General features: G+C 42.7%; 18 protein-coding genes. 9 read left to right on the top strand and 9 right to left on the bottom strand.

Annotation, left to right across the window (positions count from 1 at the left end; translation table 11 throughout):
- The first annotated feature begins 5 nt into the window (after positions 1-5).
- Both HM003_04905 and HM003_04900 read left to right on the top strand, forming a co-directional pair.
- Complete coding sequence (locus HM003_04905) at positions 6-1,172, top strand: winged helix DNA-binding domain-containing protein (protein MBX5328676.1); 1,167 nt, start codon at positions 6-8, stop codon at positions 1,170-1,172.
- Between the two features lie 80 nt (positions 1,173-1,252).
- On the top strand, positions 1,253-1,492 hold the full coding sequence (locus tag HM003_04900; GenBank protein ID MBX5328675.1) for an Lrp/AsnC ligand binding domain-containing protein: 240 nt from the start codon (positions 1,253-1,255) through the stop codon (positions 1,490-1,492).
- Positions 1,493-1,704: 212 nt separating this feature from the next.
- On the opposite strand, the gene cobO is transcribed toward HM003_04900, so the two are convergent.
- The 5 genes from cobO to HM003_04875 all read right to left on the bottom strand — a co-directional run bounded on the left by cobO (position 1,705) and on the right by HM003_04875 (position 6,720).
- Positions 1,705-2,235: a cob(I)yrinic acid a,c-diamide adenosyltransferase gene (gene cobO, locus HM003_04895; protein ID MBX5328674.1), complete on the bottom strand. Its 531-nt coding sequence runs from the start codon at positions 2,233-2,235 to the stop codon at positions 1,705-1,707.
- Entirely contained in the window at positions 2,228-3,184 is a 957-nt protein-coding gene (gene meaB, locus HM003_04890) for a methylmalonyl Co-A mutase-associated GTPase MeaB (GenBank protein MBX5328673.1), read from the bottom strand. Before meaB ends, cobO begins: the two co-directional genes overlap by 8 nt.
- Positions 3,185-3,216: 32 nt before the next feature.
- Complete coding sequence (locus HM003_04885; GenBank protein MBX5328672.1) at positions 3,217-3,624, bottom strand: cobalamin B12-binding domain-containing protein; 408 nt, start codon at positions 3,622-3,624, stop codon at positions 3,217-3,219.
- A 14-nt stretch (positions 3,625-3,638) separates the two neighbouring features.
- Positions 3,639-5,327, bottom strand: coding sequence for a methylmalonyl-CoA mutase family protein (locus HM003_04880; protein MBX5328671.1), 1,689 nt, complete (start codon positions 5,325-5,327; stop codon positions 3,639-3,641).
- 184 nt (positions 5,328-5,511) lie between these two features.
- Positions 5,512-6,720, bottom strand: a complete 1,209-nt coding sequence (locus HM003_04875) for a hypothetical protein (GenBank protein MBX5328670.1) — start codon at positions 6,718-6,720, stop codon at positions 5,512-5,514.
- A gap of 32 nt (positions 6,721-6,752) precedes the next feature.
- Between HM003_04875 and HM003_04870 the strand changes: the two genes are divergently transcribed.
- The 5 genes from HM003_04870 to HM003_04850 all read left to right on the top strand — a co-directional run bounded on the left by HM003_04870 (position 6,753) and on the right by HM003_04850 (position 11,173).
- A complete protein-coding gene (locus HM003_04870; protein MBX5328669.1) occupies positions 6,753-8,048 on the top strand; it encodes a thiolase domain-containing protein in 1,296 nt (431 codons plus the stop codon).
- Positions 8,049-8,051: 3 nt separating this feature from the next.
- The gene (locus tag HM003_04865) at positions 8,052-8,738 is read left to right on the top strand and encodes a Zn-ribbon domain-containing OB-fold protein (GenBank protein ID MBX5328668.1); all 687 of its coding nucleotides are present in this window, start codon (positions 8,052-8,054) and stop codon (positions 8,736-8,738) included.
- 150 nt (positions 8,739-8,888) lie between these two features.
- The gene (locus HM003_04860; protein ID MBX5328667.1) at positions 8,889-10,061 is read left to right on the top strand and encodes a thiolase domain-containing protein; all 1,173 of its coding nucleotides are present in this window, start codon (positions 8,889-8,891) and stop codon (positions 10,059-10,061) included.
- 4 nt (positions 10,062-10,065) lie between these two features.
- On the top strand, positions 10,066-10,467 hold the full coding sequence (locus HM003_04855; protein ID MBX5328666.1) for a Zn-ribbon domain-containing OB-fold protein: 402 nt from the start codon (positions 10,066-10,068) through the stop codon (positions 10,465-10,467).
- Positions 10,468-10,513: 46 nt separating this feature from the next.
- Positions 10,514-11,173, top strand: coding sequence for a methyltransferase domain-containing protein (locus HM003_04850; protein MBX5328665.1), 660 nt, complete (start codon positions 10,514-10,516; stop codon positions 11,171-11,173).
- 20 nt (positions 11,174-11,193) lie between these two features.
- Here HM003_04850 and HM003_04845 read toward each other — a convergent pair whose 3' ends face one another.
- Positions 11,194-11,880, bottom strand: a complete 687-nt coding sequence (locus tag HM003_04845; GenBank protein ID MBX5328664.1) for an HAD family hydrolase — start codon at positions 11,878-11,880, stop codon at positions 11,194-11,196.
- Positions 11,881-12,026: 146 nt separating this feature from the next.
- Here HM003_04845 and HM003_04840 point away from each other — a divergent pair, with 146 nt between their 5' ends.
- The gene (locus tag HM003_04840) at positions 12,027-12,278 is read left to right on the top strand and encodes a hypothetical protein (protein ID MBX5328663.1); all 252 of its coding nucleotides are present in this window, start codon (positions 12,027-12,029) and stop codon (positions 12,276-12,278) included.
- A gap of 1 nt (position 12,279) precedes the next feature.
- Here the strand turns inward: HM003_04840 and HM003_04835 are convergent, their stop codons facing one another.
- On the bottom strand, positions 12,280-13,122 hold the full coding sequence (locus HM003_04835; protein ID MBX5328662.1) for a sulfite exporter TauE/SafE family protein: 843 nt from the start codon (positions 13,120-13,122) through the stop codon (positions 12,280-12,282).
- Positions 13,123-13,168: 46 nt separating this feature from the next.
- Here HM003_04835 and HM003_04830 point away from each other — a divergent pair, with 46 nt between their 5' ends.
- A complete protein-coding gene (locus HM003_04830; protein ID MBX5328661.1) occupies positions 13,169-13,516 on the top strand; it encodes a LysR family transcriptional regulator in 348 nt (115 codons plus the stop codon).
- A gap of 11 nt (positions 13,517-13,527) precedes the next feature.
- On the opposite strand, the gene HM003_04825 is transcribed toward HM003_04830, so the two are convergent.
- The gene (locus tag HM003_04825; protein MBX5328660.1) at positions 13,528-13,872 is read right to left on the bottom strand and encodes a DNA-directed RNA polymerase subunit H; all 345 of its coding nucleotides are present in this window, start codon (positions 13,870-13,872) and stop codon (positions 13,528-13,530) included.
- Between the two features lie 281 nt (positions 13,873-14,153).
- On the bottom strand, positions 14,154-14,867 hold the full coding sequence (locus tag HM003_04820; protein ID MBX5328659.1) for an HAD family hydrolase: 714 nt from the start codon (positions 14,865-14,867) through the stop codon (positions 14,154-14,156).
- Positions 14,868-14,915: the final 48 nt, after the last annotated feature.

Genomic DNA, 14,915 nt, shown 5'->3' with positions numbered 1-14,915 from the left:
TATTTATGCAGTTCCTAGAAGAGCATGCCACCACGCAATACATTCTTCATAAGCACCATTTGTTACCGGGTTCCAAAGGCGAAAGCATCATTCAAGTAGTCAATGACATAATCGCCTTGCATGCTACCAGCGTGGGAACAACTTACCTTTCCTTGTTCGCCAGAATGAAAAATTTCAAAAGAAGCGATTTAGATGAAGAATTCTACAAGAAAAGAAATTTACTACGTTTAAGAGCCATGAGAGGCACCCTCTTCATCACTTCCATAGAACTAGCACCTATAATCTACCAAGCAGTAAAACCCAACGTTCTAAAAGCTACGGCTAAGATACTCGCGCCAGAGTCGGGAATGCCACAACAAGAATTTGACGAATTAAAAGAGAAACTCTACAATATTTTGAAGAACGGCGGAAAAACTCTCCACGAAATTAAACGCGCCTTGCCAAAGTCGATGCTTAGGACTCTTGAGCTTAAGGAAGGAAAAAGCGTCTATAGAATGACTAACTTAAACATGGCTCTAAACTTGTTGGTTCGTCAAGGAATAGTGATAAGCGAAAAAGGTGCAAAGACGCTTGGCATCACGAAAGCCAACCGCTACATGCTCTTTAAAGAAGGTTATCCTAAGCTGGACCTTGAAGCAGTGGAAATTGAAGAAGCAAAGGCAATGCTGGTTAGGCTATATATCAAAACATTTGGTCCAGTCACCGAAGAAGACATTGCATGGTGGACCGGTTTCAACAAAACTGACTTAAAGAAAGTTCTGGTAGCAATAGAAAAAGAACTGCTACGAGTGAGCATTGAAAATTTTGAACGAGAACATTTAATGCTTCACACCGATTATAAACAATTCATTAAGTTCAAACCGCCTAGAACATGTTCTGCGCAATTACTTCCTTACGAAGACCCTTACACAAAAGGTTACAAGATAAGAGATAGACTAATCGACAAAAAATATGAAAAGTATGTGTATGTAGGCGGAGGAGTGCAGCCGACCATACTATTAGACGGCAAAATTGTGGGAACATGGAACCGAAGCTTGGAAGAAGGAAAAGGACCAATAAAACTACGTTTCTTTCAACACCCCGAAAGCGAAATAGAACGTGAAGTAGTTCAAAAAGCAAAAACTCTTGGAAAACTAATGGCCAATCAAGAAGTTAACGTTGAAATAGAGTGAGCATAGACTGCCTTAACGGATGATTTTCTTAAGTTTTTTATGTTCTAACCGACAGATTATAGTAATTGAGGAAAAATTGTTTGGAAGCCTACATTCTCCTTAATGCGGAACCTGGCATGATATGGGAAGTCGCAGACGCTACGCTTAAAATTGAAGGCGTTAGAAAGGCGCACGCGGTAACTGGACAGTTTGACGCTGTAGTTTATGTGGAGTTTCCAAAAATGGAGGATTTGGGTAGAATAATCGAGAAAATCCAGCAACTTAGAGGTGTGCGTGGAACCCAGACATTGATAGCTATTCCACCAACCATCAGAAAATAACCGCGGAAGCTTCGATTGTTCTCGTAAGTTGCGACTTCGAAGCATATTCGACACTTTAGCCATTCATGTTTTAGTGCACCAAAGAACTTGCTAACACCATCACAATAGTCAACAAGCTAAAATACAATGCCCTTAGTTGTTGTTAATGTGGACAAAATGAAAATTTTGAAGTTGTCTAAACTGTGTGATGGCGACATTGTTGAAGCGAAGGTTTAGTATTCTATTCCTTTTCTTGCTTCGAAGCCCTTGTTGTAGGGATGCTTGATCTCTCGCATTTCTGTCACTAAATCAGCCAGTTCCATTAGCTCGTTTGGAGCGTAACGTCCAGTCAAAACAAGCTCAACATGCTTCGGCTTAGCTTTTATCAGCGCGACAACTCTTTCAGTTTTAATCAGTTTCAAGTGTAAAGCCACGTTAACTTCGTCTAAAATTACTATGTCGTACTCGCCGCTTTTGACAATCTTTTCAGCCAAGGCTAAGGCTTCCTCAGCAAATTGCACATCCACTTCTGCTGGAGGCTTTTCTGTTACGAATTTTCCTCTGCCGAAGGCTTTCAAAGTTAAGTTTGGAAGCTTATCCACAATATATAGCTCGCCGTAGTCAAATCCGCCTTTGATAAACTGGATAATGTAAACCTTTAATCCTCTGCCTATTGCTCTTAAGGCAAGCCCAAAAGCTGCAGTGCTCTTTCCTTTGCCGTTTCCAGTGTAGACTTGCACAAGCCCTTTTTCAAGTTTAGGCATTATGTGCTGCCTTCTTCAACTTTTCGCTTAACAGTTTTTCAGCAGCGGATGATGGGTCTATTTTTTTGTCTAGAATCTTCTGCAATAGTTCTTCAAACTTTCCTTCCTTCTTCAGTTCGTCTATTACTACGTTGACTATTTTCTCTTTTACCGCTTCAACCAGTTCAGCTTCAGCCCGCAAAAGACTCTTCTTACGTTCTGCTTCCTTCTCCAAGAAATGCCTATGCTCTTCTAGTTTTTTGACGAGTTGCGAGACACCTTCACCTGTTAAGGCCGTCGTTTTCAGGATGGGCGGTTTCCATGCGGTTTCCTTATTGTTTAGTTGTAACATCGCCTGAATATCCATCACGGCTTTGTCTGCGTTTTCTCTATCTGCCTTGTTTACTACGAAGATATCCGCTATTTCCATCAGTCCTGCTTTTATGGCTTGTATGTCGTCTCCAAGACCCGGCGCATGAATAACCACAATCGATTGTGCCACTTTGATTATTTCAACTTCTGACTGCCCCGCCCCAACAGTCTCAACTAAAACAATGTCTTTGCCTGCGGCGTCCAAGATTTTAACTGCATCCTTAGTGGCTTTGGCTATTCCACCAGCATAATTGCGTGTTGCCATACTCCGTATAAAAACGCCCTCATCCGTGCTCAACTCTTGCATACGAATTCTGTCGCCGAGAAACGCGCCTCCTGTGAAGGGACTCGACGGGTCCACGGCTACAACGCCCACTGTTTTGCCCTCGCGCCTATATTCCCGCACCATTTTCTCGATAAGCGTGCTTTTTCCGGAACCGCCAGGACCAGTTAACCCTATTATGTGAGCTTTTCCAGTGTGCGGATAAATTGCAGCTATTAGCTTTTGAGCTTCTGGTGTGTTGTCTTCAGCCATAGTTATGGCTCTTGCTATGCTTCTGCGGTTTCCGGCTAGAACACCCTTGACTATCTCTTCAATTGTTAACAAAGCCCATGCACTTTCTGCTGATTTTACGCTCTTTTTGGAACGTTCTCTAATACATACTTGATTATGGTTTCTGTTGGCGTTCCGGGTCCAAAAATTTCTTTTATCCCAATTTTTTTCAGTTCTGCAATGTCTTCTTCTGGAATTATTCCACCTGCGAAAACCATCACGTCAGTCAAGCCCTTCTGAGAGAGCAACTCCATTATTCGTGGAAAGAGAGCCTTATGCGCTCCAGACAGAATGCTCAATCCAATAACGTCCACATCCTCTTGCAGTGCAGTCTCAACAATCTGCTCTGGAGTCTGCCTCAAACCCGTGTAGATTACTTCCATTCCAGCGTCTCGCAAAGCGCGGGCTACGACTTTAGCGCCTCTATCATGGCTGTCAAGTCCTGGCTTCGCAATTAACACTCTAATTTTCTTTTTACTCTGCATGTTTTTTCGCCTCTTTAAATTATGATTAACTCCTTATATTCTCCGTAAACTTTTCGCAGCACATCGGTAATTTCGCCCAGTGTCGCGTAGGCTTTTACTGCTTCTATTATTGTTGGCATGAGGTTTTCATCCTTTTCTGCTGCGTAATGCAGTTTTTCAAGAGTTTCTTTCACTTTTCTGTTGTCACGTTCCCTTTTTAGTTTTTGCAGTCTGGCGACTTGTTCTCTTTCAACTTTGGGGTCGACACGTAAAAGTTCTATTGGACATTTTTCCTCTTCAATTGTGTATTCGTTGCAGCCGACGATTATCCGTTTTTTTTCGTCTACTTCCCGCTGATATTTGTAAGCGCTGTCTGCGATCTCTTTCTGGAAAAAGCCCTTCTCTATGGCTGCAATTGCTCCGCCCATATCGTCAATTTTTTGGATGTATTCCATGGCTTTCTGTTCCATCTCGTTCGTTAATTCTTCAACGTAATATGAGCCGCCAAGCGGGTCAACTGTGTTAGCTACTCCGCTTTCGTAGGCGATTATCTGCTGTGTTCTCAAAGCCACTCTAACAGACTCTTCAGTTGGTAGGCACAAGGCTTCGTCAAACGAGTTAGTATGTAACGATTGGGTTCCGCCTAAAACAGCAGCTAAAGCTTGAATCGTCGTGCGCACAATGTTATTTAATGGCTGCTGCGCTGTTAGTGTACATCCAGAAGTTTGAACGTGCATGCGCATCCACATAGACCTCGGGTTCTTAGCCTTAAACCGTTCCTTCATTATTCTGGCCCAGAGTCTGCGTGCTGCGCGGAATTTGGCTATTTCTTCGAAGAAGTCGTTGTGGGATGCGAAGAAGAAGGACAAGCGATGTGCGAACTCGTCAACTTTCAAGCCTCTTTCCAATGTGGATTCTACATAGGCTATTCCATCATAAATTGTGAAAGCTAATTCTTGAAGGGCTGTTGCGCCAGCTTCGCGAATGTGGTAGCCGCTTATGCTGACTGGATTCCATTTTGGTAAGTGTCTAGCGCAATATTCAATGACGTCTGTGGTCAGCTTAACCGAGGGCTTCGGCGGAAAAATGCAGAGTTTCTGAGCGAAAAACTCCTTCAAATTATCGTTTTGTGTGGTTCCGCCGATTTTTGTTCTCGGTACTCCTTGTTTGTCGCCAACCGCAACGTACATGGCAAGAAGTATGGGTGCTGGTCCGTTTATTGTCATTGAAGTTGTAACCTTGTCCAATGGTATACCGTCAAATAAGACTTCCATGTCCTGCAAGGAGGATATGGCTACTCCACACACGCCAACTTCGCCCTTCGCCATGGGATGGTCTGAATCGTAACCCATAATAGTAGGATAATCAAAAGCCGTGCTTAAGCCGGATTCGCCTTCCTTCAGCAAATATTTAAACCGCTTGTTAGTGTCTGCAGCGGTGCCGAAACCTGCAAACATGCGCATAGTCCATAAGCGCCCACGATACATTGTCGCATGGACACCACGAGTGAAAGGATATTCACCTGGAAAACCCAAGTCACGCATATAATCTAAGTCTTTAACGTCTTCGGGCGTATACAAACGTTTTATTAGAATTCCAGAGTGATTTCTGAATTCGCTTTTACATTCTTTGCATTGCTCTAGCCATTTAGGAAGGGTCGTTTTTTCCCAGCGTTCCTGTTCTTGTTTAAGTTCTTTAATCTGTTTTTCATCAAATATTGTCATGCTCTGCCTCCACTAACGAGTCGTTAATTTTGAGGAACATATGAGTATCAACCCTAAATAGATATTTTCTTATCGGTTGAAATTCCTTGTTTTTACGTTAAAAAGTTAAACAGGCAATCGATAGAGTAAAACTCGTCATCGCGAGCTTTTAAAAGAGAAAGGGCACTTCAAATCAATAGCATGGTCAGTGCTTAAACTTCAGTAGACAAGCAGCGGCTGAAAATCCCCATCCATATCCAAGCAGTGTAATAGCGTTTTCTTCAACAAGTTTCGTGTTTGAAATGATTCTTTCAAGAATAAACGGTAAGCTTGCGCCTGCCAAATTGCCATATTCTCTTAGAATTTCATGGGATTCCTTAATTTTTTCGTATGGAATCTCGTTACGCTCGGCTAAGGTAGCGAGTATTTTTTCGCTGCCGGTGTGAACTGCCCATTTTTTAACCTTTTTTATGGCGTCTCGGTTGGTTTTGCCAAACAATTTCTTAAGAGCCAAACTTGTGTATTTAACGCCGAGTTCTGGAATTTTCTTATCAAGATGTGAATAGAAACCAAACGAGAAAGGCTTGTTTGAAGCTGAAAGTTTTGCATATCCAGCTAAGTAATCTTTTTTTACGATATTTGTTACTTCCACATTTTTCTCCACAGTTAAGCCTTCTCCCTTATTGGCAACAACGCATGCGGCTGCGCCGTCGCCGAAAAGGAAAAACTCCATAGTTGCAACCCACTTTTGCAACTCATCACGTCTTTTAGCCGCACTTTTAATTTGGTTTATATGTTTAATTTCCATAACATCTGTCATACCGTGCACTTGATTTTGAAACCAGCAGGAGCTTACTCCAGAAATGCAGATGAGCACATAGTCTTTCGGATGTGCTGCTAGATAGTTTTCTGCAAGCTCTAGGGCTTTGGGAAAAGCCGTGCTGGCTATTCCTTGAGCATTAACATGCTTAATGTAAGGCGTGAAGCCGATGTTGCGAACTAGAAGTTGGCTGAGCCCGGGACTGAGGAATGGAGTGGCGTCATAGGCTGCAATAAAATAGTTAATATCCTTCGCAGAGAGACCAGCGTTTTGAACCGCCTTTTCACATGCTTCAGAGCAGAGTTTGATGATTGCGTTTTCGTCCATGCCTTCTTTTGTGTTTGCATGATTGATGAGGTAACGTCGCTGAACTCCGAGGTTGAGCACGTTTTGTTTGACGCCTTCTGGAAGTGAGCATGGAAAAGTTTCCAGGAGCTTTTCTGTTGAATACTCGTTTTTTGGCAAGGCTGTGCCTAATTTGAGTATTTGCATGTCAATGAAATTGATAATAGAGGTTATAAAAGGATTCTTGAAGTGTTTCATGTTGACTATGGCATTATTTTTCCACAAAAATCTTATAGTTGTTGGAATCAACTAACTACACTTTTAAAATTGAGGTGGAGAAATTGACGAAAAAAGTCGGAATAGTTGCAGGTAGCATATCAAGGTTTGACAATCCAAGACACACTTTGCAGGAAGAAATGTGCGCAGAAGCTGTTAAAATGATATTGGACGACGTGCCAGACTTAGAACTTGGAGATTTCATAAGAAAAGGCTATGCATGTTGCTACTCCTACTTCAGCGACATCCTAGAACAACAGCAATGTATGCACTGGATAATCCACGATTACTTAGGCTTAAGCGGCGTACCAGCCTATCGAGTTGAATCGGGAGGGGCTACTCCAATCGATGCGATAGTAAACGCGGCATTATGGATACGTTCAGGCATGTTTCCCGTAGTTCTCGTGGTAGGATGGGAAAAAATGAATGAACTACCAATACAGAAAGTCAACGAAGCCATAGCCATCGCAGGCGACACAGACTGGGACTTCGTTTCGGGCTTCACCTATAACGCTTTCTACGCCACACTTGAAACCCGCCGAATGCACGTTTACGGCGAAACAGAAGAAGACTTAGCGGAAGTCGCGGTTCTATGCCACAACAATTCCCTTGACAACCCCTATGCACAATGGCCTGCCCAGCATGGCTTCAGCAAAATCACAGTGGAAGACGTCTACAAATCGCGCTTAATCTCTTGGCCATATAGGCTTTACGAATGTGCAATGACAAGCGAAGGCGCATCAGCTTTACTTTTGGCGAATGAAGAAATGACAAAAAAATTGACTGACAATCCAGTTTGGATTACTGGTGTTGGCTTTGGAACCGACACCATGAGACCTGGAGACCGTCCAGACAATCCAGCATGGAAGGGTTTGTATCCAGAAGACGAAAAAATATGGCCTAAAGAAATTCCACGTCCTCTGTCACCTTACCCAGATCTAACAAACTTTGGTTCGCTTCGCGTAGCCGCAAGAATGGCTTACAAGGATGCTGGAATCAGAAATCCAAGAAAAGAAATAAGTTTAGTCGAAATCTTTGACCCCTACGCAGGCGTGGTTTTAGCGGGACTAGAGGATTTTGACTTCTGTAAAAGAGGCGAAGGAAAGAAATTGCTTCGAGAAGGAGTGATTGCTCCGCATGGTGAGCTTCCATGTCAACTCAGCGGTGCTTTGACAGCGCAAGGGCATGCAGTCGGTTCAACATCAATCGCTCAAGTGGTTGACGTGTATTGGCAACTTAGCAATCAAATAGGCAAGAAGTGGGGTGCTCCAGGCAGACAATTGAGCAATCCGAAGAGGGGCTTCATACATGGACATGGCGGCACGGGATGTCAAGCTGGCGCCGTGGTTCTGGAGGTGTAACAAATGAAACAACCTGGTCCTGAAAAGTTAATCAAAGAAAAGAAAATTGACGAGCAATGGTGGGCAGATTGGGAACGCAAAGGCGGCTGGCGACCCGAAGGATGGAAAATAATCGAAATGAACGATGGCCCAACATTGAATGATTTAAAACCTGAACGATTCCTAATTGTGCATAGACCACACGGTAGCGTGTTTCATCACAGCTATGGCAAAGTTTCAAAATTCTTCATGGGACTTTTAGAAGGCAAACTTTACGGAACAAAATGTCCAAAATGCGGACTAGTTTATTGTCCCCCACGTGCACATTGCTACAATCCCAAATGTAGACTTCAAGAAACAGAGTGGATTGAGCTTCCAAAGAAAGGCGAAGTGTTTTCATACACTGTTATGGCGATTGCGTGGCCTTCCATGGCGCATCTTCAACCGCTGGTTGGTGCAATGGTGCGCATAGAAGGAACAAACACTTGCTTGCCTATGACTATGAGGGACATTGACCCAGAGAAAGTGAACATTGGCTTAAAGGTGAACATACACATCGAGAAGCAACCAAAAGGTGACCTCTTAGACGTTTATGCGACACCTACAGAAGAGCCAAAACCGCCAAAGCGAACGCCTGAAGAGCTAAAGCGCTTCAGAGAAGACATGGAAAAAACGCGGGCTTGGGTTAAGAAAACATTCGGACCTAAGTAACATCCTTTCCACTTTTATCTTTTTTCCAGATTTTTTCTTTAACATCTTCTTACATGAAAAACTTGGCGACGTATTGAAGAAATTTAAATACTCGTTCAAACATTATTCGACTTTCCGCAATAAGCATCAGCTCTAAAGAGGAATTAGGCTTTGAAGGGAAAACCTCTTGTCTCAATTGTTTCTGCTGGGTTATCAAAATTTGGAAAACTGGAAGGCTTATACGCACGGGAAATTTTTGCAGAAGCCGCAAAGGAAGCCTTTGACCGCTGCCCAAACCTAAACCCAAAAAAAGACATACAAGCCTTGTTTATTGGACACATGGGCGAATCCTACGAGCATCAAGGACATACTGGCGCAACAATGGCTGAGTGGGCTGGCTTGCTGCATGTTCCAGCTACAAGAACAGAAGCCGCGTGTGCTTCTTCAGGAGCCGCCTTAAGAGCCGCGATTTACGCTGTGCTTTCAGGCTTAGCTGATGTTGTGATGGTTGGCGGCGTTGAAAAGATGACGCATAGAAGCACGGCTGAAGTTACGGAGTATTTAGCCATGGCTTCGGATTACCCATTCGAACAGTGGCATGGCATAACCTTTCCAGGATTATATGCGCTTATGGCGACGGCGCATATGCACAAGTATGGCACGACAGAAAAGCAACTGGCAGCTGTTGCAGTGAAAAATCATTATCATGGTAGCCTAAACCCTAAAGCACACATGCAGAAGGAGATAACGCCTGAAAATGCCCTGTCTTCACGGGTCATCGCTTGGCCTCTCAAGCTTTATGATTGTTCGCTTATTACTGACGGAGCAAGCTGCTTAATCTTGACAAAGCCAGAACTAGCCAAAAAATACACCGACACGCCAGTGCACATAATAGGCAGTGGACAGGCAAGTGACACTATTGGCTTGTATGAACGCGAAAGTTTCACTTCACTTGCGGCAGCGCGGTTAGCCGCTAAAAAAGCGTATGAAATGGCTGATGTTAAACCAGAAAATATTGATGTGGCAGAAGTTCATGATTGCTTCACGATAGCCGAAATAATCGCTTATGAAGACTTGGGCTTCTGCAAGCCAGGTGGAGGTGGACAGTTAGCGGAAAAGGGCGAAACAAAACTTGGAGGAAGAATACCAGTCAACACTAGCGGCGGATTAAAAGCCAAGGGACATCCAGTAGGCGCAACTGGAACTGGACAAGCGTATGAGATATTTTTGCAGCTAACAAGGCAAGCGGACAAGAGACAAGTGAAAAACGCGGAAATAGGCTTAACACATAATGTTGGCGGCTCAGGAGCGACTGCCACAGTTCATATTTACAGGAGGGGATAAAACAATGGCGGAGCAAATTCAAGCCTTCACTATAGAACAGTTTTACAAGCACTTACTTCAAGGAAAACTCATGGGCGCAAAATGCAGAAAATGCGGAAAAGTGCACCTTCCGCCGAGACCCTTATGTGACAGCTGCTTCTCAAAAGATTTTGAATGGATTGAACTCTCGCCTAAAGGGAAACTTTTAACATACACAGTCATTCACGTGGCACCTTCACAATTTCAGGGAATGGCTCCATACGCTGTAGGTATAGTGCAACTTGAAAATGGCGTAAAAATTCCAGGAATGATAAGGGCTTCTCCAGAACACATAAAGATAGGAATGCCGCTCACGATGGACTTTGGAACATGCGCAGCGACTCAACAATGGCCACAATGGCCCAGATACTTCTTCAAGCCAGCTTAGAACATAACATTTAAGCAGTTTAAATCTTACCTTTTTTGCGATTGCCATGGAAAAATATTACAGAAGGCGCGCAGAGGAATATGAAGAAATTTATCACCGAGACGACCCAGTTCGACGAGAAGAACTGCAAATTTTAGCAAGCGTGTTAAGAAAGACATTGAAGGGCAGAAAGGTTCTTGAAATAGCGTGTGGAACTGGGTATTGGACGCAGATTCTGTCAAAAACCGCACATAGCATAGTAGCGATAGATTTTGCACAAGAAATGCTGGAAATTGCAAAAAGGAAACATTATGAATGTCCCGTTTCTTTCTGTAAGGAAGACGCGTATGCTTTAGCCTTTAAAGAAAGCGCATTTAATGGGGGATTAGCGAATTTCTGGTTTTCACACATTCCAAAAAGCAAAATTGACCGTTTCATGCAAGGGTTTCATCGAATTTTACAAAGCGGCTCTAAAGTGTTCATTGCGGACAACGTTTACGTTCCGGGTGTTGGAGGAACATTAGTGCTTAGGAAAGGAGAAGAAGACACGTATAAACTGAGGAAACTGAAGAATGGAAGCGAACACTTAATTCTTAAAAATTATTTTTCTAGTGAAGAACTTGTGGAAATTTTCAGTAAATATGACAGTGGATTTGATAGAAAAAGCGTGTTTTATGGCAAGTGCTTCTGGTGCGTGACTTATCAAGTGCAAAAAGCTACTCCGTAAAGACTTTTATCTAATACTCCTTATGCTTCTGGTGTCTTATTGATGTATTCTATAAGTGTTGGCAAATCCGTAATCGACGTAACAAAATAGTTCGCGCCAGAACCAACTAGCTCTTTGGGAGAAGAAACACCAGTTGGCAATCCCACAGCAATTGCTTTCATTTCCCTTGCGCACTTCATGTCGCCAACGCCGTCTCCAACAACCATAGTCTCTTCAGGGTTAGCCTCCAAAGCCTTTAAAGTTGCCTCTAAATGCTCAACATTTGGCTTAACATACTTCACACTGTCGCGTGGAGTTACCGCATCAAAAAACTCTGCTATTTTAAACCTTTTCAAAATGTAGTCGGTTGATTTTTCACTGTTTATCGTGCACAATCCCAGCTTCAAACCCATTTTCTTCAGACTTTTCAACGTTTCTAAAACGCCAGACAGCAAGCTCGTAGTTTTCGCCGCTTCCAACTCGTATTTTTCAGCTATCTCCAAAGCTTTCTTCCGAATTTCCATAAACGCCTTTTCTGGTTTACCATTATTTTTGAGGAAAATTTCAGCTTTTTTCAACATTTCGAAAATGCTTTCGTTTATGGATAGAACTGAAGCTGGCAAGCCTTTCTTTACGAGGAAACTCCTAACTTCTGCTCTTACGGCTCTATAATCTACATTGAAACTTGCAAGTGTTCCGTCAAGGTCAAAGACTACAGCCTTAATCATAGCGTATCCTTCACTTTTTGGGAGTTTAATCCTAAAACGTTTGGACGGAAATAAACTTTGTTATGCAACTATCAGCCTTAACAAAATCCATAAGAAGGGTAAACTGAATAACCCACTTCACATAATATTAGCTTTATTGATGGAGTATGAGCATTGAGGATTACACAAAAGAAAAATTGTGGCCAATACTCGTTGAAACAGTTCACGCGCTTGTTATGTACCCTCATCATAAAGCTTACACAAGAGAAGCAGTTCTAAACGAAAAACCAGACATCAACCCCGCCCAATTAGCTGCAAGATTAAGAATACCTTTAGGCGAAGCACTGGTTATTTTGTACGAGTTGATTAACGAGAAAAACATGAAAAAAGGAGCTTCTATCGAAGGAGCTAAAGAGTAGCTTAAGGCTTTGTAACCATCCGCACAGTCGCCAAGATAAGAATTATGCCCAACAACACTTTTAGAATATCCTGTTCTATAACATTTGCATAAGACGCGCCTATCAAAGCACCAAATACCGACCCCAAGCCCATTAATATTGCAATTATTGTGGCTCCGCGGTTTGTGTGACCCATCTGATTATGTTTAACGAATCCCATCGCAACGGTGGGTATGGAAACCAGAAGGCTCGTTGTTCCAGCGACAACTATGTCAAAACTGAAAAGGTAGATTAATGCTGGAATGCGAAATTCGCCGCCAGCAACTCCTAACGTTCCAGAAATAACTCCTATAATGATGCCTATTAGAATAGAAAACGCTGTTTCTTGCCACATATCCAGCGTGAGCGTGAGTGGCGGCAAGGGAATATGAATGAAAGGTTCAAGCCCAATTTTCAATCCGATAATAACCAAAAAAACAGCTAATATCTTTTTTAATGGTTTTTCAGGAATCTTGTCAGTTAATAACGCTCCTAAATAGGCGCCTCCAATTGAGCCTATAGACATAGCCAAGCCGACGTTGATTGCGTGCCCATTTAGAGGTTTCAGTTGGATTCTTCTCAAAAATGAAACTAGCACTGTTAATAGTCCAATAAGTAGATTGACTGCGATTGCCGTTATGACGGGAAGCCCAAGCACGTAAAGTAGTATGGGAATGCGGAATTCTCCTCCACCTACCCCAATTAAGCCTGCTGCTGCTCCCATGAGAAAGCCAAAAAATAATGCCGATGTTATTTTTTCCGCGGATACTTGTGAATTGTTAAGGATGTTGCTGCCTCCCAAGTTTCGATATGTTCTGTTAGTCATAACGAAGTAAACTTATAAGCATAACGCAACAAATACCACTAAACGCATGTCCACCCAAAAAACGCTCAAGCTTTCATGCAAAATATGGATAGATTATGAAGGAAAACCCGTTCTAGGCAAGGGCGGAGCTGAAATTTTAGAGCAGATAGAAGAGGAACAGTCTATTTCAAAAGCTGCAAGAAAACTTGGCATGTCCTATCGTTACGTGTGGAGTTACTTGCAAAAAATGGAAAAAATCCTCGGCGAACCAATAATACAAACATACAGAGGCGGCAAATCTGGAGGTGGAGGTGCAAGGCTAACTAAGCTTGGCAAAACTTTGTTAAGTGAGTATAAACGTGCAGAGCGCCATTTTAAGAAGGTTATCGAAGAAGAAAAACAACTAAAATTATGAGACAAACAAGCCTATTCTACTACGTAGCGGTAAGCTATGTGCTCGCCTGCAGTTGCACTTTTCCTAATTATGCGCAGTATATCGCCGGGTTTAGCACCTATCGCTTTAACAGCTGGGTCTGAAGCCTTAATCTGGGGCAACTGGTAAGGCTCAACCTTATACTGTGCAAGCAACTGTTTCTTTTCCTCTTCTGTTATGATTTCATGTTTTGGAACAAGCTTATGTTCGAAGAGGTCGAAAACTGGGAAGGTTTTGGGCAGAAGCTCGATTTTCTTCTTTTTAGCGCTCTGTTTTACGGCGTGTGTGTATCTTCCGCCAGTGATTATTATGCCTCTTTCAATGTCTGCGTCTTTCATGGCTTTCTGTAGGCGGTTGATGTCTGTTATGCCTACAGTGGCTTCTTCTGGAATACACCATATGATGGCTTTTTCTTTTTCTTTTGGAATGTCAACAATGAAGCTTGTGGCTTCCTTATGTTTCTCTTTTTTTATGAGCTTGTAGCCGCGGAGTTTTATTAGAACTTTAGCTTTGCGTTCCTCTATGCTTTCCTCTTCTTTGCTCAAATCATAAACCTCTAATTAGTGGAACATTCGAAACCTAAACGAAGCCTTAAACCTTTAAACTTTACGCTTTGCAGTTAAAGGCTCTTCAATTTGCTTGGCAGTTCGTAAAGGCTTCTGATGTAATATACTTCCTCTACTTGCTGTGCTATTCTTTTGCGGTCTATGATTATTGGCGTTATTCCAACATTGCGCGGTCCCACCTGGTCCCATCGTGGGTCGTCGCCGACGAAAACACAGTTTTGCGGTAGCGATTGCAACTTCTCTAGCGTGTATTCAAAAATTTGTTTTGCTGGTTTTCGCCATCCCACATCTCTGCAGAAAACAGCGGCATCCGTATATTTGCTTAAGCCTAACCGTTCTATTTCTTCCCGCCAAAGAAAAGCGGGACTGCCCCATGTCGTGTTGGAAACAATAGCAATCTTGTAGCCTTCAGTCCTCAACTCCTTGAGGGTTGGTAATGTATCCTCATAAAGATAACTTCTGGCAAAAATCGGCTTCATGAAACAGCAACACATGTCCCTAACAACTTCATTATACCGTGCCAAATCAGCTACTTGAAAAATTCGAATAAGCCGCTCTTCTAAGGGTCTAACGCGGTAATCGTTAGCTTCATAATTTTCTTCCTTCACTTTATTCCACATGACATCAGAAGTCACCCGAAGAAGATTCTTTTTGCGAAGATACGTCTGCACTTCAGTGATGGCTTGTTTGAGAATCTCTGGAAACTCGTGCCTTTCAAAATAATAGGCTAAAGTGTTGCCAAGGTCAAATAGCACAGTGTCTTTCATACTTGAAGCCTTCTCTGTGATGGTTTATAATAGAAAATTCAAATTCCT

The sequence above is a fragment of the Candidatus Bathyarchaeota archaeon A05DMB-5 genome (genome assembly GCA_019685655.1).
Taxonomy (GTDB): Archaea; Thermoproteota; Bathyarchaeia; order Bathyarchaeales; family Bathycorpusculaceae; genus DSLH01.
The sequence above is the reverse complement of the archived record's forward strand: the minus strand, read 5'-3'. Positions and strand labels throughout refer to the sequence as shown.